The 19,917-nt window shown below is 63.9% G+C and carries 18 protein-coding genes, 1 tRNA gene and 1 pseudogene; 14 read left to right on the top strand and 6 right to left on the bottom strand.

Features of this window, described 5'->3' with window-relative positions; genetic code table 11:
• Window positions 1-13: 13 nt before the first annotated feature.
• A complete protein-coding gene (moaA, locus tag NTH_RS00155; RefSeq protein ID WP_338528094.1) occupies window positions 14-1,021 on the bottom strand; it encodes a GTP 3',8-cyclase MoaA in 1,008 nt (335 codons plus the stop codon).
• A 134-nt stretch (window positions 1,022-1,155) separates the two neighbouring features.
• Between moaA and NTH_RS00150 the strand changes: the two genes are divergently transcribed.
• Window positions 1,156-1,509 (top strand): DUF971 domain-containing protein, encoded by a 354-nt coding sequence (locus NTH_RS00150; RefSeq protein ID WP_338528093.1) that lies wholly within the window; start codon window positions 1,156-1,158, stop codon window positions 1,507-1,509.
• Window positions 1,499-2,134, top strand: coding sequence for a pyridoxamine 5'-phosphate oxidase family protein (locus NTH_RS00145; protein ID WP_338528092.1), 636 nt, complete (start codon window positions 1,499-1,501; stop codon window positions 2,132-2,134). The genes NTH_RS00150 and NTH_RS00145 overlap by 11 nt, the downstream gene beginning before the upstream one ends.
• 29 nt (window positions 2,135-2,163) lie before the next feature.
• Here the strand turns inward: NTH_RS00145 and NTH_RS00140 are convergent, their stop codons facing one another.
• Window positions 2,164-2,616 (bottom strand): MarR family winged helix-turn-helix transcriptional regulator, encoded by a 453-nt coding sequence (locus NTH_RS00140; RefSeq protein WP_338528091.1) that lies wholly within the window; start codon window positions 2,614-2,616, stop codon window positions 2,164-2,166.
• A 45-nt stretch (window positions 2,617-2,661) separates the two neighbouring features.
• On the opposite strand from NTH_RS00140, the gene NTH_RS00135 reads away from it, so the two are divergent.
• Both NTH_RS00135 and NTH_RS00130 read left to right on the top strand, forming a co-directional pair.
• Window positions 2,662-3,576, top strand: coding sequence for an alpha/beta hydrolase (locus NTH_RS00135; RefSeq protein ID WP_338528090.1), 915 nt, complete (start codon window positions 2,662-2,664; stop codon window positions 3,574-3,576).
• A 197-nt stretch (window positions 3,577-3,773) separates the two neighbouring features.
• Window positions 3,774-5,624, top strand: a complete 1,851-nt coding sequence (locus tag NTH_RS00130) for a L,D-transpeptidase family protein (protein WP_338528089.1) — start codon at window positions 3,774-3,776, stop codon at window positions 5,622-5,624.
• 4 nt (window positions 5,625-5,628) lie between these two features.
• Here the strand turns inward: NTH_RS00130 and NTH_RS00125 are convergent, their stop codons facing one another.
• The 3 genes from NTH_RS00125 to NTH_RS00115 form a co-directional block, all read right to left on the bottom strand.
• On the bottom strand, window positions 5,629-7,086 hold the full coding sequence (locus NTH_RS00125) for a TrkH family potassium uptake protein (RefSeq protein ID WP_338528088.1): 1,458 nt from the start codon (window positions 7,084-7,086) through the stop codon (window positions 5,629-5,631).
• A 79-nt stretch (window positions 7,087-7,165) separates the two neighbouring features.
• Window positions 7,166-7,240 (bottom strand) — tRNA-Val (locus tag NTH_RS00120).
• Between the two features lie 55 nt (window positions 7,241-7,295).
• Window positions 7,296-7,991 (bottom strand): phosphoglycolate phosphatase, encoded by a 696-nt coding sequence (locus NTH_RS00115; RefSeq protein ID WP_338528087.1) that lies wholly within the window; start codon window positions 7,989-7,991, stop codon window positions 7,296-7,298.
• Window positions 7,992-8,229: 238 nt separating this feature from the next.
• On the opposite strand from NTH_RS00115, the gene rpiA reads away from it, so the two are divergent.
• The 10 genes and pseudogenes from rpiA (at window position 8,230) to gltX (ending at window position 18,837) form a co-directional block, all read left to right on the top strand.
• The gene (gene rpiA / locus NTH_RS00110) at window positions 8,230-8,928 is read left to right on the top strand and encodes a ribose-5-phosphate isomerase RpiA (RefSeq protein WP_338528086.1); all 699 of its coding nucleotides are present in this window, start codon (window positions 8,230-8,232) and stop codon (window positions 8,926-8,928) included.
• A gap of 41 nt (window positions 8,929-8,969) precedes the next feature.
• The gene (locus tag NTH_RS00105; protein ID WP_338528085.1) at window positions 8,970-9,539 is read left to right on the top strand and encodes a DUF2059 domain-containing protein; all 570 of its coding nucleotides are present in this window, start codon (window positions 8,970-8,972) and stop codon (window positions 9,537-9,539) included.
• Between the two features lie 117 nt (window positions 9,540-9,656).
• Window positions 9,657-11,045, top strand: coding sequence for a glutathione-disulfide reductase (gene gor / locus NTH_RS00100; RefSeq protein WP_338528084.1), 1,389 nt, complete (start codon window positions 9,657-9,659; stop codon window positions 11,043-11,045).
• The gene (locus NTH_RS00095; protein WP_338528083.1) at window positions 11,023-11,685 is read left to right on the top strand and encodes a gamma-glutamylcyclotransferase family protein; all 663 of its coding nucleotides are present in this window, start codon (window positions 11,023-11,025) and stop codon (window positions 11,683-11,685) included. The genes gor and NTH_RS00095 overlap by 23 nt, the downstream gene beginning before the upstream one ends.
• Before the next feature lie 125 nt (window positions 11,686-11,810).
• Window positions 11,811-13,187 carry a class II 3-deoxy-7-phosphoheptulonate synthase gene (locus tag NTH_RS00090; protein WP_338528082.1) on the top strand — a complete coding sequence of 459 codons (1,377 nt, stop codon included), beginning with the start codon at window positions 11,811-11,813 and terminating at the stop codon, window positions 13,185-13,187.
• A gap of 95 nt (window positions 13,188-13,282) precedes the next feature.
• Complete coding sequence (locus NTH_RS00085) at window positions 13,283-13,717, top strand: GFA family protein (RefSeq protein WP_338528081.1); 435 nt, start codon at window positions 13,283-13,285, stop codon at window positions 13,715-13,717.
• Window positions 13,710-14,303: a hemerythrin domain-containing protein gene (locus NTH_RS00080; protein WP_338528080.1), complete on the top strand. Its 594-nt coding sequence runs from the start codon at window positions 13,710-13,712 to the stop codon at window positions 14,301-14,303. The genes NTH_RS00085 and NTH_RS00080 overlap by 8 nt, the downstream gene beginning before the upstream one ends.
• Before the next feature lie 58 nt (window positions 14,304-14,361).
• Window positions 14,362-16,043, top strand: a pseudogene (locus NTH_RS00075) (NAD+ synthase).
• 179 nt (window positions 16,044-16,222) lie between these two features.
• Window positions 16,223-17,467: an MFS transporter gene (locus NTH_RS00070; protein ID WP_338528079.1), complete on the top strand. Its 1,245-nt coding sequence runs from the start codon at window positions 16,223-16,225 to the stop codon at window positions 17,465-17,467.
• On the top strand, window positions 17,464-18,837 hold the full coding sequence (gltX, locus tag NTH_RS00065) for a glutamate--tRNA ligase (RefSeq protein ID WP_338528078.1): 1,374 nt from the start codon (window positions 17,464-17,466) through the stop codon (window positions 18,835-18,837). The genes NTH_RS00070 and gltX overlap by 4 nt, the downstream gene beginning before the upstream one ends.
• Here the strand turns inward: gltX and NTH_RS00060 are convergent.
• Window positions 18,743-19,783, bottom strand: a complete 1,041-nt coding sequence (locus tag NTH_RS00060) for a DUF2865 domain-containing protein (protein WP_338528077.1) — start codon at window positions 19,781-19,783, stop codon at window positions 18,743-18,745. The genes gltX and NTH_RS00060 overlap by 95 nt on opposite strands.
• Window positions 19,784-19,917: the final 134 nt, after the last annotated feature.

Below are 19,917 nucleotides of genomic sequence, written 5' to 3'. Positions count from 1 at the left end.
GCTAAACAGTGGTTCAGCCGCCGGTGACGCTCATGTGGCGGGAGACGGCCGGACGCTTCGTGCGCCGGTCGATGACGAAATCATGGCCCCTGGGTTTGCGGAAGATCGCCTCGTCGATCGCAGCCGACAGAAGGTCGTTGCCTTCCGAGGCCCGCAGCGGACCGCGCAGATCGGCGGCGTCCTCCTGGCCGAGGCACATGAACAGCGTGCCGGTACAGGTCATGCGGACGCGGTTGCAGCTTTCGCAGAAATTGTGGGTCATCGGCGTGATGAAGCCGAGTCGGCCTCCGGTCTCGGCGACCTCGACATAGCGCGCCGGCCCGCCCGTCTTGTAGGGTATGTCCGTCAGCGTGAAGCGCTTTTCCAGGTCGGCGCGCAATTGGGAAAGGGGCAGGTACTGATCGGTGCGGTCGCCGTCGATTTCGCCGAGCGGCATGGTCTCGATCACGGTCATGTCCATGCCGCGGCCATGGGCCCAGGAAAGCATCTCCGGGATCTCGGCTTCGTTGAAGCCCTTGAGCGCCACCGTATTGAGCTTGATCTTCAGGCCTGCGGCGGCGGCCGCATCGATGCCGCGCATCACCCGGTCGAGATGACCCCAGCGCGTGATGGCGCGGAACTTGTCCGGATCGAGGGTATCGATCGAGACGTTGATACGCTCGACGCCGCAATCGGCAAGCTCGCCGGCAAAGCGCTCCAGCTGAGAGCCGTTCGTCGTCAGGGTCAGCTCATCGAGCGCGCCCGATTTCAGGTGCCGCGACAATTCGCGGACGAGATGCATGATGTTCTTGCGGACCAGCGGCTCGCCGCCGGTGAGCCTCAACCGGCGCACGCCCTTCTCGATGAACACCGTGCACAGCCGGTCGAGCTCCTCAAGGCTGAGCAGGTCGCGCTTGGGCAGGAACGTCATGTCCTCGGCCATGCAGTAGACGCAGCGGAAGTCGCAGCGGTCGGTGACCGAGACGCGCAGGTAGTCGATGGCGCGTCCGAATGGGTCGATCATGCTGGATACCGTGTTCATTCCGCGCTCCTGGCTCGTTTTTCCGGCTGGACCGAATGTCAGGCCGATCAGGGGCTTTTTCAAGGGCGAAGGGCAGGCTAGCATCACGGCAGACGCTTCGGCAATATTCATCGCTCCAACCTGCGGACATACTCATGAAGCCTCCCAGCGAACTCAGGGTCTCCCGCGATCGGCGAACGCTGACCGTCACATTCGACGGGGAGGAGCCCGTCGCGCTCGGTGCGGAGCTGCTGCGGGTGCTGTCGCCCTCGGCGGAAGTGCAGGGCCATTCGCCGGATCAGCGCGTGACGGTGGGCGGCAAGCGCGATGTCGGCATTGCCCGCATGGAGCCCGTGGGCAATTACGCGGTGCGCATCGTATTCGACGACGGCCATGATACCGGGCTTTTCAGCTGGACCTATCTGGCCACCTTGTGCCGCGAGCGTGAGGCACGGTGGCAGGAATATCTCGAAGAACTGGATGAAAAGGGGCTGAGCCGTGATCGATGAAGCAGGTGGGATTTGCGGATTTGTCGAGAGCGTGGAAGCGCTGGAGGACATCTATGGCGAGCCCGGCACGGCCTCGCTCGTGAAGGAGGTCGATCACATCATTGCGCCCTATGCCGCGTTCATCGAGGCATCGCCTTTCGTGGCTCTCGCCACGTCGGGACCGGAAGGGCTCGATTGCTCGCCGCGCGGCGACGAGCCGGGTTTTGTCCGGGTCCACGACGAACGGACGTTGCTGATGCCCGACCGGCGGGGCAACAACCGCATCGATTCGCTGCGCAATATCGTGCGCGACGGCCGGGTGGCGCTGCTGTTCCTGGTGCCGGGATCGGGCACGACGCTGCGGGTCAACGGCCGTGCCCGGCTGAGCGTCGATCCCGGCTTGTGCGACAGCTTCGCCGTCGGCGGCAAGGCGCCACGCTCGGTCATCGTCGTGCATGTGGAAACGGTGTATTTTCAGTGCGCCCGCGCCATACAGCGGTCCAGGCTGTGGGATGCCGCGTCGCAGGCCGCCGCCTCGGGCCTGCCGACACCAGGCGACATACTGGGCGCGCTCACCTCGGGCAAGATCGACGGCGCCAAATATGACCGGGAATGGCCGGAGCGCGCTGCCGCGACGATGTGGTAGAGCCGCAGCGTGCGGGAAGCGGAGCCGGCTCAGTCCCGCTCGAGTTCGTCGATGATGCGGCGCATGTGCTCTCCGAGCGCCTGGCACTGCGAGGGTGTGGACTGCGCCATGACGCGGTCGATCAGTCCCGTGTAGACCTCCAGCGCCTTCATGAGCAGAGCTTCGCCCTTTTCGGTCAGGTAGAGGCGCATGACGCGCCGGTCATTGGGATCGCCTTCGCGGCGCAAGAGGTCCTGCTCTTCCAATTGCGGCAGCAGCATGGTGATGTTCGATCGCCCCACGAGAAGCCGCCGGGCAAGATCGTGCTGGGAAGTTCCAGGATGCCGGTAGAGATTCATCAGGACGTCGAGCTGCGCGATCTTGAGCCCGAGCGGCGCAAGCGCCTGGCCGAGCGCCTTGACGACTGCCTTTTCGGCACGGACCACGGCAATCCAGTTGTGAAAACGCGGATTGTCCCAAGGGAGCTGTTGCTTATTGTTCATGATTGAACTATCCTGTTCAATAATGAACATTTCAGGGCGACGATGATGGCTTCTCTCCGACTGTCTGCACTGCGCATCCTGTTTGGAATAGCAGAACATATCGCGCCGCGCCTAGCCGGACATGCGGCTTTCGAGATATTTTGCCGGACGCCGAAACCGGATGGCGGCCGCTCGCCAAGGGCGCGCGAAAGGATCGCTGCGGCCGAGGCCTTCATGCTGGAAGCGCGGCGGCACTGCCTGAAATCCGCCTATGGATATTTTGTTGCCCACGAGTTCCGGCCGCAGGGCGCATGGCGGGGCAGGGGGACGATCCTGGTCACGCATGGCTGGGGATCGCGCAGCGAATACATGCGGGCCATCATCGGGGAACTGCGCGCGCACGGCTTCCGGGTGATTGCGCTCGATCTTCCCGGCCATGGCGCTTCCTCCGGACGGCGGCTTCACATGGCGAGCGCCGTGGCGGCGGTGAAAACCGTTCAGGACTGGTTCGGCCCGTTTGCCGGCCTCGTCGGCCATTCCTTCGGAGGCACGGTGCTGGTCAATGCGCTCAAGGGCTCGGTGAACGGGCTGGAACCGGTCGACGCCGGTCGCCTGGCGCTGATCGCGTCGCCGAACTCCATGCCCGATCTGTTCGCCTATTTTTCGCGCGAGCTCGGATTGGGCCGCAGAAGCCGCGAGGCTTTCTTCGATCGGGTCGAACGCGTCACGGGCTCGCCATTGTCGGAGTTCGTCGTAGCGCGGCAAGCTGCATCGCTGGCCGTCCCGATCATGGTTCTCCATGCGCCCGACGATCGCGAGGTTCCTTTCGCCGATGCGCAAGCCATCGCGGCGGGCGCAAACCGTGCCGGGCTCCGGCCTGTCGACGGCGCCGGCCACCGCCGTATCCTTTCCGATCCGGCGACGCTTGCCCATCTGGCCGAATTCTTCGCCGGGCAGCGGCTGCTTGCCGCTGCCGAGTAAAGGGAACCCGGTCGCCGCCTTCACGTTAAATTGATGGTGTCTTTCGCTGGCTCCACGGCCGATCTTAGCGCGCGCTTAACCTTAGTTTGATGAATCATTATAGTGTCGCGGTGGTCGTTGTCCGGCCTGCGGGGCTCACGCCATGGCCGGTGGCGGCGGTAAGTGATGACCTGCAAAACCTTGGGGGAGTGCGCCAGATGGCGAAGCGGTCCGTTAAATATGTCAGCCTGACCGTTCTGGCGTTCGCCGCCGGGCTTGCCGGACATGTGCCGCAGGCAAGTGCCGAGCAGTATCTGTTCGACATGCTTTTCGGCAATCGTTCGAACCGCCAGCCGGTACGGCAGGCTCCGGTGGTTCGTGAGCCGGAGCAGCCAGCGCCAAGAGCGGCCGCGCCGAAGGTCAGCGGCCCCAGCTATTACAACTATCGGGCCGAGGATCTGCGGAAGCTCGACGTGACCGCCATTGCGCCGAAAGCGGAAGAGGGGGCGCAGTTTCCACCGGATTCACGCTTCACCAGAGCGCTGGCAGCGGCTGGTGATCTCGACATCCTTGCAGAAAAGCCGATCGTCGACGCCGTCACTGCCTATTACCAGGAAAATCCCGCCTTCATCTGGAGCGACGAGAATGGGCCGAACGAGCGGGCGCTTGCCACGCTCGGCGTCCTTCGCGCCGCCAGTGAGGATGGGCTGGTCGAGGCCGATTATGCGGTCCGGGAACCCTCCGCTTCGGGTGACGAGGATGCGCGGCTGGCGGATCTGATGCGCTTCGAACTGATGCTGTCGGCGCGGGCGCTTCGATATGCCAGGGATGCCACACGGGGGCGCGTCGATCCCAACAAGCTTTCAGGCTACCACGATTTCCCGGAAAAGCCGTTCGATGCCGGACGCGTATTGAATATCCTGTCGCAGACGGCCAATGCCCCGCGCTATCTGGCGTCGCTTCAACCGGCCAACGAGATCTACGCCGCGCTGCGCAAGGAGCTTGCCGCATTGCGCGCCAGCCAGGAGCGGGAAATCGTCGTCGATCCCGACACATTCGTGCGGCCGGGCGGGAGTCATCCGGATTTCGCGAAATTGCTGCGCATCATCGACAGGGACGCGGACGACGCATTCCGGCGGGAGCACGGCGTCCTCCTGGCCTCTTACGCCGGCAGCGAAACCTATGCGGACGAGCTCGTTCCCGTGATAAAGGCCGCGCAGAAGCGGCATGATCTCAACCCCGACGGCATCGTCGGGCGGCGCACGGTCGGCGCTCTTGCAGGCGAATCGAAGGCCGCCCGCATTGACAAGGTCATCCTGGCGATGGAGCGGCTGCGCTGGCACCCTTCCCATATGGGCAGCCGGCGCGTGATGATCAACGCCGCCTCCTTCACCGCCAGCTATATGGAGGACGGCAAGGAGAAGCTGGCGATGCGCACGGTCGTCGGCAAGACCGCCAACCAGACCAGCTTCTTTTACGACGAGATCGAATATGTGGAGTTCAACCCCTATTGGGGCGTGCCGCGTTCCATCCTGATCAACGAGATGCTGCCGCGTCTGCGCAAGGATCCGGGCTATCTGGACCGGGCCGGCTATGAGGTCACGGACGCCAAGGGGCGGCGCATTCCTTCATCGGCCGTCAACTGGTCGCGCTACGGCGCCAACATCCCCTATAATGTTCGCCAGACGCCGAGCGAGCGCAACGCGTTGGGCGAGTTGAAGATCATGTTTCCCAACAAGCACGCCATCTACATGCACGACACGCCGGCCCGCAATCTCTTCAGCCGCGATACCCGCGCTTTCAGCCATGGCTGCGTGCGGCTGCATGAGCCGCGGGCGATGGCGGCGGCCGTCCTGGGTACGACCGAGGAAGATGTCGGCGCGGCCGTGGCCCGGGGCAAGAACAGCCGCCGGAACGTGCCGTCGAAGATACCCGTCTATGTCGGCTATTTCACGGCCTGGCCCGATGCGTCGGGAAGCGTTGCCTATCATGACGACGTCTATGATCGCGACGCCCGCCTCTCCACGGCGCTGACCAAGGTCGGGGACGCCCGCTCGGCCGGCAGCTGACCCGCTAATCCCGCCAGAAGGCCGGCGACAGCAGCACCAGGACGGCGAGGATCTCGAGCCGGCCGAGCAGCATGGTCACCGTCAGTATCCATTTGGCATAGTCGTTGAGCGCGCTGAAATTGCCCGCCGGGCCTATGACGGGGCCCAGGCCGGGCCCGACATTGGTAATCGCCGTGAGGGTTGCGGTGGTCGACGTGACAAGATCGAGCCCGCCCGCCGACAGAGCCAGCGAGGCGGCGGCCCAGATACCGATGAAGGCTATGGCGAAAAGCGTGACCGAACGCTGCATCTGAGGATCGACGACCCGGTTGCCATAGCGCAGCGGCTGGATCGAACTCGGATGGATCAACGATCGCAGCCCGTTGCGCAGCATCAATCCCAGGATCAGAAAGCGGTAAGCCTTGACGCCGCCGGCGGTCGAGCCCGAACAGCCGCCAAGGAATGTCGCGAAGAAGAAGAGGGTGATGGCGAAAGGACCCCACAATGTGTAGTCCTCGCTGGCGAATCCGGCGGTGGTGATGATCGACACAAGGTTGAAGGCCGACGACGTCAGCGCATCGCCGAAGTCCATGCCCGTCGCAAGCCGCCGGTAGATGGCCATGACGAGGACGGCGGCCGCCACGTAACCCAGGAAGACCCGGATCTGCGGATCGCGCAGGGCGTCCAGCCGGCCGCTGACCAGGAACAGGATCAGAATCGAAAAGGGGAGCGCCGAGAGCATCATGAAGACGACGCCGACCCACAGGACGGCACGGCCCTCGAAATAGCCGAAGGAAGCGTCATGGGTGGAAAACCCGCCTGTCGCGATCGTGGTCATCGCGTGATTGACGGCGTCGAAAAAGCTCATCCCGGCCATGCCGTAGGCGATCGCGCACAAAAGGGTCAGGGCGATATAGATGGCGACCAGCGCCTGGGTATAGCTTGCCAGCCGCCCGAACGGCCGATCCTCCTCGATATCGGATGATTCGATGCGAAAATAGGAGAAGCCGCCCACGCGCAGCATGGGCAGAAAGAACAGGCCGAGGGCGATGACGCCGAGGCCGCCGATCCACTGCAGCAAAGAGCGCCACAGGAGCATGCCCGGGGGAAGACCATCGAGCCCCGCTATCACTGTGGAGCCGGTCGTCGTTATCGCCGACACCGATTCGAAGACGGCGCTGGCAAGGTCTAGCCTGAGGGACGCCGCGTAGAACGGCAGAGCCCCGACGAGGCCGAGCGTGGCCCACAACATCACGACGACGAAGAAGGCAAACCGCGTCGAACCGACATGACGCCGTCCGTGCGTGGCGGCGGCGATCGTCAGCCCCACACCGCTGGTGGTGAGGGAACAGAAGACGAAAACCTGCCAGTCGCTATTGCCGTAATAAAGATCGACAGCCGCCGGAACGAGCATTGCGCCGGCTATGTAAAGGGCGAAAATGGAAGCTGCGAAAGCACTTGCCCGGACAACGGAAGCGTGCACGGTTTCTTCACTTTCATGGATGCGGAAGGATAAGGGGACCGGGGTAACAGGCCGGTGCGGCTGGCCAACCTCATTCAAATGGTGGGCGCGACAGGGATTGAACCTGTGACCCCACCCGTGTGAAGGGTGTGCTCTCCCGCTGAGCTACGCGCCCGCCCGGTGCTCAATTACCGAGCGCGCGGCGATATAAGGGGGGCAGGGGCCGCAAGTCAAGAGACCGCGATGCCCGATGCCTCGCGGATGAGGCTTTCAGCCAATTCGACCGTAAGTTCGTCGAAATGGGAGATGACGCGGCTGGGCTCGAAAGTGCTGACATGCACGTCGGTATAGCCGAAATCCACGGCAACGACGGGAATGCCGGCGGCCTTGGCGGTGTCGATGTCGGTGCGCGAATCGCCGACCATCACGGCGCGGTCGCGGTCGCCGCCGCATCGCTCGATCGTTTCCAGGAGGTGGCGGGGATCGGGCTTGCGGTGAGCGAATGTATCGGCGCCGCAGACCGCGCCGAAGAGTTCGGTCATTTCCAGTGCGTCCAGCAGAGACACGGAAAGTCCTTCGAGCTTGTTGGTGCACACGGCGGTCAGGTAGCCCGCCTTGCGAAAACGGGTTATCGCTTCGGGCACGCCGGCGAAGGGGCGGGATTTGCCGGGCATCGCGGCCGAATAATGCTCCAGGAACAGTGCCTGCAGGGCGTCGAGCTGCCCCTCGATGAGGGGCTGTCCGTGATCGGCAAAGGCCCTTTCGATCATGACGCGGCTGCCGAAGCCGACGAAACGGCGGATTTCCGCCGCCTCGACCGGTGGCACGTTCGCCGTCTGAAGACAGTGGTTGAGGCTGTCGAGAAGATCGGGCGCGGTATCGATGAGCGTGCCGTCGAGATCGAATACGATGATGGGCGGTGCCATGGTGCTTCCCCTGAGCCTGCAAAGATCTTCCGTGGAGGCGATACCCTCCCGCATCGCCCCGTGCAAGCGCGGCGATGCGCAAGCGGGTTTGCCGTGCCGGCGGAAAACGGCTACAGCGCCATGCATCGTTGGATGCACCAAAGACGCCGTGGATAATTAAGGCCGCAGCGGGCCGTCCGAAGCCGGTTTCGGTTTTCGGGCCGATGCGGTAGAGGCAGGGGAAGTTCTGGGGGAATCGATGGCGCTCGATGCAAAGGCATTGAAGATTGCGGCCGGGCAGGCCGCGCTCGAACATGTGGAAGACGGCATGAAGCTCGGCATCGGTACCGGCTCCACTGCCGAAGAATTCATCAGATTGCTGGGCGTCAGGGTCGGCGAGGGGCTGAAGGTCGTGGGCGTTCCCACCTCCGAGCGCACGGCCGCGCTCTGCCGCCAGTTGTCGATCCCGCTGACGGACCTGGACGAGACCCCGCGCCTGGATCTGACTATCGACGGCGCCGACGAAATCGGGCCGGAGCTGGCGCTGATCAAGGGAGGCGGGGGCGCGCTGCTGCGCGAAAAGATCGTCGCATCCGCCTCGCGCCGGATGATCGTCATCGCGGACGAAAGCAAGCATGTCGCCACGCTCGGCAGGTTTCCGCTGCCGGTGGAAGTGGTTCCGTTCGGCCTGCGCGCCACGCTGCTGGCCATCGAGAAAACGGCGGAGCGGCTGGGTCTTTCCCTTACCCACGAAATGCGGTTGGCTGACGGCAAGCCATTTGTTACGGATGGTGGCCATTTCATCCTCGATGCATCATTTGGCCGTATTCCGGAGCCAAGAGCGCTGGCACAGGCGCTGAACGGTATTCCGGGCGTCGTCGAAACGGGGCTCTTTACCGGGTTGGCCAGTCTGGCGATCCTGGCGGGCGGGGACGGCATCAGGACCATCGACGCGTAACGGTTGAATTATATAAGAAACGGAGTCCAACAGATATGAACATGGCCAAGAATGTTCGCCACATTGCGCTGGCCGCGGCGATGGCCCTTACCGCCTTCACCTTGCCGGCTGGCGCGCAGGAAATATCTGATACGCATCTGCGGGCCGCGCGCCAGGCGATCACCGCCATCAACGCCACCGAAAATTTCGACAATGTGCTGCCCCAGGCTGCACAGGCGCTGAAGAGCGAGCTTATCCAGCAGAGCCCGAACCTCGTCGACCTCATCAATGCGACGGTCGATGAAAAGGCGCTGGAACTGGCCAGCCGCCGGGCCGATCTGGAACGGGAGGCGGCGCTGGCCTATGCGCGCGTGTTCAGCGAGGAAGACCTGAACAACATCGCCAATTTCTACAATTCCGAGACAGGCAAGAAGCTTCTGGCGGACGGGCCCATCGTCACGCGCGAAGTGCTCAGTGCGGCCGAGATCTGGCGCCGCGGCATCGTGCGCGACCTGACCCAGAGCGTGACGGAACAGATCGAAGCGGCAGCGAACGCGCAGGCGCCCGCCAGCGAAAGCAACGGCACCGGCGAGGCTGGCAACGCCGGCGACAGCAACGCCACCGGACAATAGACAGCGTGCCCGATTGAATATTATTGAAAGCCCGGCCGCCGCGCCGGGCTTTCAATTTGTGCGACAAGAGCATAGCTGCCTCAGGCGACAGAACGAGCAGCACGGGGTTTTTCCGACATGAGCGATTTCGATCTCGATCTTTTTGTCATCGGCGGAGGATCGGGAGGCGTGCGCGCCGCGCGGCTGGCGGCGGGCCTGGGCAAGAAGGTGGCCATCGCCGAGGAGTACCGGTTCGGCGGCACCTGTGTCATCCGCGGCTGTGTTCCCAAGAAGCTTTATGTCTACGCCTCGCAGTTCCCCGAGCACTTTGAAGATGCGGCCGGCTACGGCTGGACGGTCGGTGAGACGCGCTTCGACTGGAGAACGCTGGTCGCCAACAAGGATCGGGAGATTTCCCGCCTGGAAGGCCTTTACCGCAGGGGCCTTGAAAACGCCGGCGCGCGGATCATCGAGGATCGTGCCGTGCTGGTGGATCGCCACACCGTGCGGGTGGGCGGCGAGACCCTGACGGCGCAAAATATCCTGATCGCGGTCGGCGGACGGCCCAATCCGCATGAGGCCTTGCCCGGGCACGAGCATTGCATCTTCTCCAACGAAGCCTTCGATCTGAAGGAACTGCCGAAGCGCATCGCCATCGAAGGCGGCGGCTATATTGCCGTGGAGTTCGCCAACATCTTCCATGGCCTGGGCGTGGAGACGACGCTCGTCTATCGCGGCAAGGAAATTCTCAGCCGCTTCGACAACGACCTTCGGCGCGGCTTGCACGAGGCGATGGAAGCCAAGGGGATACGCATTCTCTGCCACGAACTCATCGAAAAGGTCGACAAACGGCCGGACGGGGCGCTCGACGCGCACCTCAAGTCGGGCGCGGTGGAAAGCTTCGACCAGATCATGCTTGCCATCGGCCGCATTCCCAACACGGAAGGCCTGGGGTTGGAGAGAGCGGGCGTGGAGACCGGGGTGAAGGGCGAAATCGTCGTCGATGAGTATTCACGCACCAATGTCGACAACATCTGGGCCGTGGGCGACGTGACCGACAGGGTTCAGCTGACACCGGTGGCGATCCACGAGGCCATGTGCTTCATCGAGACCGCGTTCCGGGACAACCCCACGAAGGTCGACCACGAAATGATTGCCACCGCGGTTTTCTCGCAGCCTGAGATCGGCACGGTGGGTCTCGGCGAGGAGGAAGCGGCCAAGCGCTACGACGCCCTGGAGGTCTACCGCGCGAGTTTCCGGCCGATGCGGCACACGCTTTCGGGCCGGCAGGAAAAGATGATCATGAAGCTGGTGGTGGATGCGGCGTCGCGGCGTGTGGTCGGGGCGCATGTGCTGGGTCCCGACGCCGGCGAGATGGCGCAGCTTCTCGCGATCCCGCTGAAGGCCGGGCTGACAAAGGAAGACTTCGACCGCACCATGGCCGTCCATCCCAGCGCGGCGGAGGAACTGGTGACGATGTACAAGCCGAGCTACAGGGTCAAAAATGGCGAACGCATCGACGATTGATCTCACGAAGAAGGAATATCCGGCCGAGGGCGCGGTCATCGGCTATTTCGGCTACGGCTCGCTGGTGAACGCCGACACGCACCGCACGCGCATTGTGACCAGCGTGCCGGCACGGCTGAAGGGCTGGCGGCGCCACTGGATACCCTATCACGAAGCGGACATGCGCAGCGCCGTCCTGTTGAGCGTCAAGCGGGACGAGGGCCATGTCTGCGACGGGCTGCTCGTTCTCGACCTGTTGGAGAACCTTCCGCAGGTAGACGAACGCGAGATCGGCTATGTGCGCCGCCAGGTCCAGCCGCAGGACCTGGAACTGGAGGCGGAGCTCCCGTTCGACTGTCCCCTTTACGTTTACGAAGCGCTGCCGCCGGCGGCGAAGCGGGATGGCGAAGGCCACATTCTGCAGTCCTATCTCGACGCTGTTCTGCAAGGCTTCCTGCGCGTGCACGGCGAGGAGGGAATGCGCCGTTTCGTCCGCGACACCCATGGCTTCGACACGCCCGTGTTGGCCGACCGGCAGGCCCCGCTCTATCCGCGGCCGGTGAGGCTGAGCGAAATGGAGCGGGAGCTGATCGACGGCGCCCTTGCCCAGCTTCCTTTGCGCTTCATCCCCCATGCCGGCGCAACAATCTTGCCGGGCTGACACGGTGGGGTTCGATTTGCGTTCATTTCCGGGGTAGTATGTGGGTGCGGCTTTCGCTAAATAGCCGCCTTGCCGGTCGAGATGCCACGCATTCCGCCCGACGCGTAACATCTATGGGTGCTGACATGACAAACTGGTCGCCGAATTCCTGGAGAAGCAAGCCAATCAGCCAAGTTCCGGCCTATCCGGACCAGGCCGCGCTGGCCGAGGTCGAGGCGCGGATGGCGACCTATCCGCCGCTTGTTTTTGCAGGTGAGGCGCGCAAGCTGAAGAAGCAGCTTGCGGCGGTCGCCGACGGGGACGGTTTCCTGATGCAGGGCGGCGACTGCGCCGAAAGCTTCGCCGAACATGGCGCGGACAATATCCGCGACTTCTTCCGCGTCTTCCTCCAGATGGCGGTGGTGCTGACTTTCGCCGGCTCGCAGCCGGTGGTCAAGGTCGGCCGCATCGCCGGCCAGTTCGCCAAGCCGCGCTCGTCCGATGTCGAGAAGAAGGGCGACGTGGTGCTGCCCAGCTACCGCGGCGACATCATCAACGGCATCGAATTCGACGAAGCCTCCCGCATTCCGGATCCGGCGCGCCAGGAGATGGCCTACCGCCAGTCCGCTGCCACGCTCAACCTGCTGCGCGCTTTCGCCCAGGGTGGATTTGCCAATCTGGAAAACGTGCACAAGTGGATGCTGGGCTTCATCTCCGACAGCCCGCAGGGCGAGCGCTATCAGGCGCTGGCCGACCGGATCTCGGAGACGATGGACTTCATGCGCGCCGTCGGCATCAACGCCGAAAGCCATCCTTCGCTGCGCGAAACGGATTTCTACACCAGCCATGAGGCACTGCTGCTCGGCTACGAAGAGGCGCTGACGCGCATCGATTCAACCTCCGGCGACTGGTACTCGACCTCGGGCCATATGATCTGGATCGGCGACCGCACGCGCCAGCCTGACCATGCCCATGTGGAATACTGCCGCGGCATCAAGAATCCGCTCGGCCTCAAATGCGGACCGTCGATGACGCCGGACGGGCTCATCGAACTGATCGATCTGCTCAATCCGCAGAACGAGGCGGGGCGCCTGACCCTGATCGCGCGCTTCGGCGCGGACAAGGTCGGCGAGCACCTGCCGAAGCTGATCCGCGCGGTCGAGAAGGAGGGCCGCAAGGTGGTCTGGTCCTGCGATCCGATGCACGGCAACACGATCACCGCCGCCGGCTACAAGACGCGTCCATTCGACCGCATCCTGAAGGAGGTTCAGACCTTTTTCGACGTTCACCGGGCCGAGGGTACGCATCCGGGCGGAATGCACATCGAGATGACCGGCAAGAACGTGACCGAATGCACGGGCGGCGCGCGTGCCATCCGCGATGAGGAGTTGCAGGACCGCTACCACACCCATTGCGATCCGCGGCTGAACGCCGACCAGTCGCTCGAGCTGGCTTTCCTGGTGGCCGAGCTCTTGAAGAAGGACCGCGCAGCGCACACGATGAAGGAAGCCGTCGGCGCCTGAGCCCCATGTCGCGTTGACCGCTGTGTTCAGCAATTTGCGATGCAGATCGAGCCCCCGTCATGGCATAGTGGCGGGGGTTTTCATTTGGAGGTTTCATGACTGAGGAACGAACCGGCGGGTGCCTTTGCGGCGCTGTCCGTTTCCGCGCGCAGGGACGGCTGCGGGAGGTGGTCTATTGCCACTGCTCGCAGTGTCGACGGCAGTCAGGGCTCTACTATGCGGCAACCGATCTCGAGGATTCCCGGCTGGAGATCGACGGCGGCGAACATCTGACGTGGTACGCCGCCTCAGACTTTGCCCGGCGCGCCTTTTGCAGCCGCTGCGGATCGGCCATGTTCTGGAAGCGTCTCGGCGCCGATGTCACGTCCATTCTTGCCGGGAGCTTCGATCAGCCCAGCGGCCTGGTGGCGAAGTCACACATATTCGTCGCCGACAAGGGCGACTTCTACGAGATCCAGGATGGGCTGCCGCAGTTCGAGCGTTCGTCCTGGGATGTGCCTGTGGCTGGGGAAGCCGGCCCGCATGAATAACCGGATCGACGGCCTTGGGCTGGAAATCCGCCACGGCTTGCCCGAGGATTTGCGGTTCCTGCTGGAAAAATACCCGCGCGAACAGTGGAAGACGCACGAAAATCTGGGCGACATGGCCCAGTTCTGGCTTCAGCGGCACGACATGTTTCGGGAGCTGAGCGGCATGCTGCAGAACAGCGTGCTCGACTACCGCGAAGGGCGGTTGGCTCCGGATGCCTTCCAGACATGGTTCGCGCCGCGCCTGCGCTTCTTCCTGCAGCAGCTCCATGGCCACCACCAGATCGAGGACATGCACTATTTCCCGGTATTTGCAGCCGCCGAGGCCAGGCTGGCGCGCGGCTTCGAACTCCTCGACAGCGACCATCACGTCATCCACGACGCCCTCGAGCGGAACGCCGAAGCGGCCAGGGAATTCCTGACCGTCCTCCAAAAAGCCGACAGCGATGCGAAGCGCTTTGCGGGAGATGCCTATGCGGACGAGAACGCCCGGCTGATCGCCATGCTGGGCAGGCATCTGCATGATGAGGAAGACCTGATCATTCCGCTCATCCTGGACAGGGGCGAGGGCGGGCTGGGCGTCAGTTAGCGCCGTCCTGACAGCAGCCATTATTGCAACCGGAATGGTTGCGGGCTACAGGGGCTGCATGATCAAGAACGCTTCTCCCGATATCCTGCGCATCGCCGTTGCCCAGCTCAATCCCGTCGTAGGTGATGTTGCGGGAAATCTTGCAATGGCGCGCGCGGCCAGGGCCGATGCAGCACGGCAAGGCGCCGATCTCGTGCTCTTCACCGAGCTGTTCATCGCCGGCTATCCGCCCGAGGATCTGGTCATGAAGCCGGCCTTCGTCGCGGCCTGCGAGAAGGCGGTGGCGGACCTTGCCGCCGATACGGCCGACGGCGGGCCGGGCATGGTGATGGGCACTCCGCTGCGGCGCGATAGCGGGTTGCACAACTCGATCGTCCTGCTCGACGACGGCAGGATCATCGCGGAGCGCCACAAGCTCGACCTGCCCAACTACGGCGAGTTCGACGAGAAACGCGTTTTCCAGGCCGGGCCTAGCGTGCCGGGCCCCGTGAACTTCCGGGGGGTGCGGCTGGGCATTCCGATCTGCGAGGACATATGGGGCACGCTCAGCATCTGCGAGACGCTGGCCGAATCCGGTGCCGAACTGCTGCTCGTACCCAACGGATCGCCCTATTACCGGGGCAAGGTGGACGTGCGCCAGCAGGTGGCGATCCTCCAGGTGATCGAAAGCGGCCTGCCGCTGATCTACGCCAACCAGCTCGGCGGGCAGGACGAGCTTGTCTTCGACGGCGCATCCTTTGCCATACAGGCCGACAGGACGCTGGCCTTCCAGATGAGCCAGTTCGAGGAAACGCTGGCGGTGACGATCTGGAAGCGGGAGGCGGAGCATTGGGTTTGCGCGTCGGGTCCCATGTCGAAAATTCCGGAGAAGGAAGAGGCGGATTACCGCGCCTGCATGCTCGGGCTGCGGGACTATGTGAACAAGAACGGCTTCAAGAACGTTGTGCTGGGCCTTTCGGGGGCATCGACTCGGCCATCTGTGCGGCGCTCGCCGTGGATGCGCTCGGCGAGGAACGCGTGCGCTGCGTGATGATGCCTTACCGGTATACGTCGAAAGACTCGCTCAAGGATGCCGAGGATTGCGCGCGCGCGCTCGGCTGCCGCTACGAAATCGTGCCGATTTTCGAGCCGGTCGAGGGATTTTTGAACGCGCTGACGCAGGTTTTCGAAGGTACCCAGGAGGGCGTGACGGAAGAGAACCTGCAAAGCAGGACGCGCGGAACGCTGCTGATGGCGCTGTCCAACAAATTCGGCTCGATGGTGGTCACTACAGGCAACAAGTCGGAAATGTCGGTAGGCTATGCCACGCTCTATGGCGACATGAATGGCGGCTTCAATCCGATCAAGGATCTCTACAAGATGCAGGTCTACAGCCTGTCGCGCTGGCGCAATGGGACCGTGCCGCCCGGCGCTCTTGGGCCTTCGGGAGAGGTGATTCCCGCAGCGATCATAGACAAGGCGCCCTCGGCCGAGCTCCGGCCCGACCAGACCGATCAGGATTCGCTGCCGCCTTATCCCGTGCTCGACGATATTCTGGAATGCCTGGTCGAAAACGAGATGGGCGTCGACGAGATCGTCGCGCGTGGCCATGACCGGGAGACCGTGCACCGGGTGGAGCACCTGCTCTATATCGCCGAATACAAGCGGCGGCAGGCGGCGCCCGGCGTGAAGATCACCAGAAAGAACTTCGGCCGCGACCGGCGTTATCCGATCACCAACAAGTTCCGCGACCGGAGCTGAGGCCGGCGCCGGGCCAGGCAACGGAACCCGACGCCCGCCTCGGCCTGTCGCGATGCCATTGCTGCCGTGGCCCAACGGGCAAGGTTGCAAAGCCTGCTTCAGGTTTTAAGATCGCCTGCATCCCCGGTGCGGCCGCCATTTGCGGATGAGCCGCCTTTCATCCTGCCTCGAGACGCTTGATGCCCTTTTTTCAGTTTCTACGCGAGAACGCGCGCTGGCTTGCGGGCGGGTTCCTGCTCACCTTCTTCTCGGCATTCGGGCAGACCTATTTCATTTCATTGTCGGCCGGAAACATCCGCCAGGAATATGCGCTTTCGCATGGCGAGTTCGGGCTTCTCTACATGCTCGCTACGCTGGCAAGCGCACTGACGCTGCCTTATCTGGGCCAGATCGTCGATCGCTATTCGCCGCGCGCGGTGACCCTTTTCATCGTGCCGATGCTGGCGCTTGCCTGCGTTTCCATGGCGCTTTCCCGGTCGATCGCCGTGCTCGTCGTCACGGTCTACCTGCTCCGGCTCTTCGGCCAGGGAATGATGACGCAGAACGCCATGACCGCCATCGGCCGATGGTATGCGTCCCAGCGCGGCCGTGCCGTCTCGGTCGTGTCGCTGGGCGTGGACGCGGGGTCGGCCACGATCCCCTTTTTCTTCGTCACGATTGCCGGGCTCGTGGGATGGCGCAACGGGTGGCTGGTCGCCGCGGCCGCCTTGACGGTGCTTGCGATGCCTCTCGTGGCAAGCCTGTTCGCGCAGGAGCGGCGCCCCCGGGCCAGCGATCCGCTGCCGCGCGGCGGCGCCGTCCGCGACTGGACCCGAGCGGAGGTGCTGCGCGATCCGTTCTTCTACCTGTTGCTGCTGGGCATCATGGCGCCTGCCTTCATCGGCACGAGCATCTTCTTTCACCAGGTCTACCTGGTGGAACTGCGGGGGTGGTCGCTGGAGGTCTTCGCGGCTTCCTTCACCTTCATGGCCGTGTCGACCGTGACGTTCGCGCTCATCTGCGGGCATCTGATCGACAAATTCTCCGCCACCGCGCTCCTTCCCGTCTTTCTCCTGCCCATGGCGCTTGCCTGTCTGGTGCTCGGCATGCTGGAGGCGCAGTGGAGCATTTTCGTGTTCATGGGGCTGCTCGGCGTTTCCAGCGGTTTTTCGAACACGCTGATGGGCGCGTTGTGGCCGGAGGTCTACGGCACGCGTTTCCTCGGCGCGGTCCGCGCGATGACGGTGGCGGTCATGGTGTTCGCTTCGGCAATGGGACCGGGGCTGACCGGATATCTGATCGATCTCGGTGTGTCGTTTCCCCTGCAGGTGCTGGTCATGGGCTTTTACTGCATTGCCGCGTCGGGCCTGATGCTGCTCGTTTCGCGGCGGCTTGCCTCGCGCGCCTTGCAAACGGCTGAACGGTCGGCTACGCCCGCCGCATGAACACAACGGTTCGTTTCGCACCGTCCCCGACGGGCCACATCCATATCGGCAACGCGCGCACGGCGCTGTTCAACTGGCTTTTCGCGCTGAAGGCGGATGGGCGTTTCATCCTGCGTTTCGACGACACGGACGTCGAACGGTCGCGCCGGGAGTTCGCCCAGCAGATTGAGCGCGACCTGGAGTGGCTTGGCATTCACCCGCATGCCGTCGTCCGGCAGTCGGACCGTGTCCCGGTCTATGAGGCTGCGGCCGAAAGACTGAAGGCGGCAGGGCTTGTCTACCCTTGCTACGAGACCTCCGAGGAGCTTGAACGGCGGCGCCGCATCAGGCTTTCCCGCCGGCTTCCACCCGTCTATGGCCGCGAGGCGCTGAAGCTTGGCGGCGAGGAAAAGGCGGCGCTGGAAGCGGAGGGCAGGCGCCCTCACTGGCGCTTCCTGCTGCCCAATTTCAGGGACAATCCGTTCGAGACCGAGCGCACGGAGGTGCATTGGGACGATATCGTCCGCGGCCCGCAGACGGTGGATCTTGCTTCCATGTCCGATCCCGTCCTCATCCGCGAAGACGGAACGTTTCTCTACACACTGCCGTCGGTCGCCGACGATATCGAAATGGGCGTCACCCATATCATCCGCGGCGACGACCACGTAACCAACACGGGAGCGCAGATCGCCCTGTTCAACGCCCTGGGTGCCAAGGCGCCTTCCTTCGGGCACCATAATCTTCTTACCAGCGTGACCGGCGAAGGGCTTTCCAAGCGCACCGGTGCGCTATCGATATCGAGCCTGCGTGAGGCCGGCATAGAGCCCATGGCGGTCGCATCCCTTGCGGTGCTGATCGGAACATCCGGCCCCGTTGTCGCCTGCCGCAACATGGAGGAACTTGCCGCCCATTTTTCGCCGTCGTCCAGCTCGAAGTCCGCTGCGAAATTCGACCCGGCGGAATTGCGCGGGCTGAGCCGCAACCTCATCCAGGAAACGCCGTTCGAGGCGGTTGAAGACCGGCTGGCAGCGATGGGAATTGTCGGCGAGAAGGCCGAGCGCTTCTGGCTTGCCGTGCGCGGCAACCTTGAAACCGTCGGCGAGGCCGTCGATTGGTGGCGCATCGTTACCGAAGGCATTCAGCATCCGGTAGACCTTTCCGAAGAGGATCGCGATTTCGTGCGCCAGGCCATGAATCATCTGCCGCCCGAGCCTTGGGACGATCAGACCTGGACTGCATGGACGTCGGTTCTGAAAGAGCGGACCGGGCGCAAGGGAAAAGCGCTGTTCAAGCCGCTCAGGGTTGCGCTGACCGGACTGGAGTCCGGGCCGGAGCTCGCAAATCTATTGCCTCTGCTTGGTCGGGAAGAAACGTTGGCCCGACGACCCTGACCCGACGATCGCCCGCCGGCGCGCCCTCGCGAGGTTCGCGCTTGGCGGGTGCGACATCGACGGCCGCTTCGGTGCCTGTCTCTTGCGCTTCGGGATCGGGCCGCTGGATCGGGGCCGGTATCGACGCGACCTCCCGCTTGTCCGTTGCTCCAGCCAGGATGGTGAAGCTCTTCTTCTGTGCGGGAGCGGCGGCGCCGCACATAGGCGTGCGCACCGGTGCCTGTCGGTATCTGTAGGCCGTATCGAGCTCGGTGTACGGACTGCCGTCAGCCACGGAGACCATGGCGCTGCTCTCCTGCGCTGTCACGTCATAGGCGTATAGCGCCACTTGGGTGCCAAGGCACCGGGCCTGGCAGGCTGCCGCGTCCCGGTCGAACATGATTCTGGGAACGGAGAAGGAGATCGGGAAATAATAGCCGTCGCTGAGGCGGACGCACATGGTGCGGTAGACGGCACCGCCGGAGTCGGGCCGCGCGGCCTGCTGGTGTTTCGGAGCCTCCTTCCGGACCGGGACCGAAGCTGCGGGTCTGTTGCCGCACCCGTTCGCCTTGAGCGAGGCAAGGAGGCGTGCGCGCTCGCGCCGAGAGCCTGAGGGCACCGTCATCGTGCGGCGCTTGTTCTGCAGGTCCGCCAGGTTGCGCGCCATGCGGGCAATCGTGGCGTTGAGCTGCGCGCACTGCTGCGAGCGGCTCGCGAAGAGGCCGCCGCAGCGGGCGGTGCGTGCATTGTCGCGCGCGCGCCCGAGTTCGACGCCCTGCTGAGCGATGGCACGGTCGTATTTCGCCGCCTGACCGGCGGATGCGCTCGTAGGCAGGGAGGCCAGTTGTGCTTGCAGGCTGCGGCAGGCGCGTGACTGCGCTCCAGCCGGCTGTGCCAGGATCGGGACGCAGGCGAGCGCCAATGCCAACGCCCGCACCATATAGGCGATATGCCTGTGAGTGTTCATGCCCGCCCCCCGGGAAGGCGGCCGCGCCTTTCCCGAACTCCAGCAGCCGCCGAACCCTGCGTTCGACTGCTTTCAGCCACAATGCGCTCCCTCTAGCGCATCGGTCTTAAATACCACTTATCCGCGTACAAGCA

Source organism: Nitratireductor thuwali (genome assembly GCF_036621415.1).
Taxonomy (GTDB): Bacteria; Pseudomonadota; Alphaproteobacteria; order Rhizobiales; family Rhizobiaceae; genus Chelativorans; species Chelativorans thuwali.
Note: the sequence above shows the minus strand (reverse complement) of the source record. Positions and strands in the feature narration are given on the sequence as shown.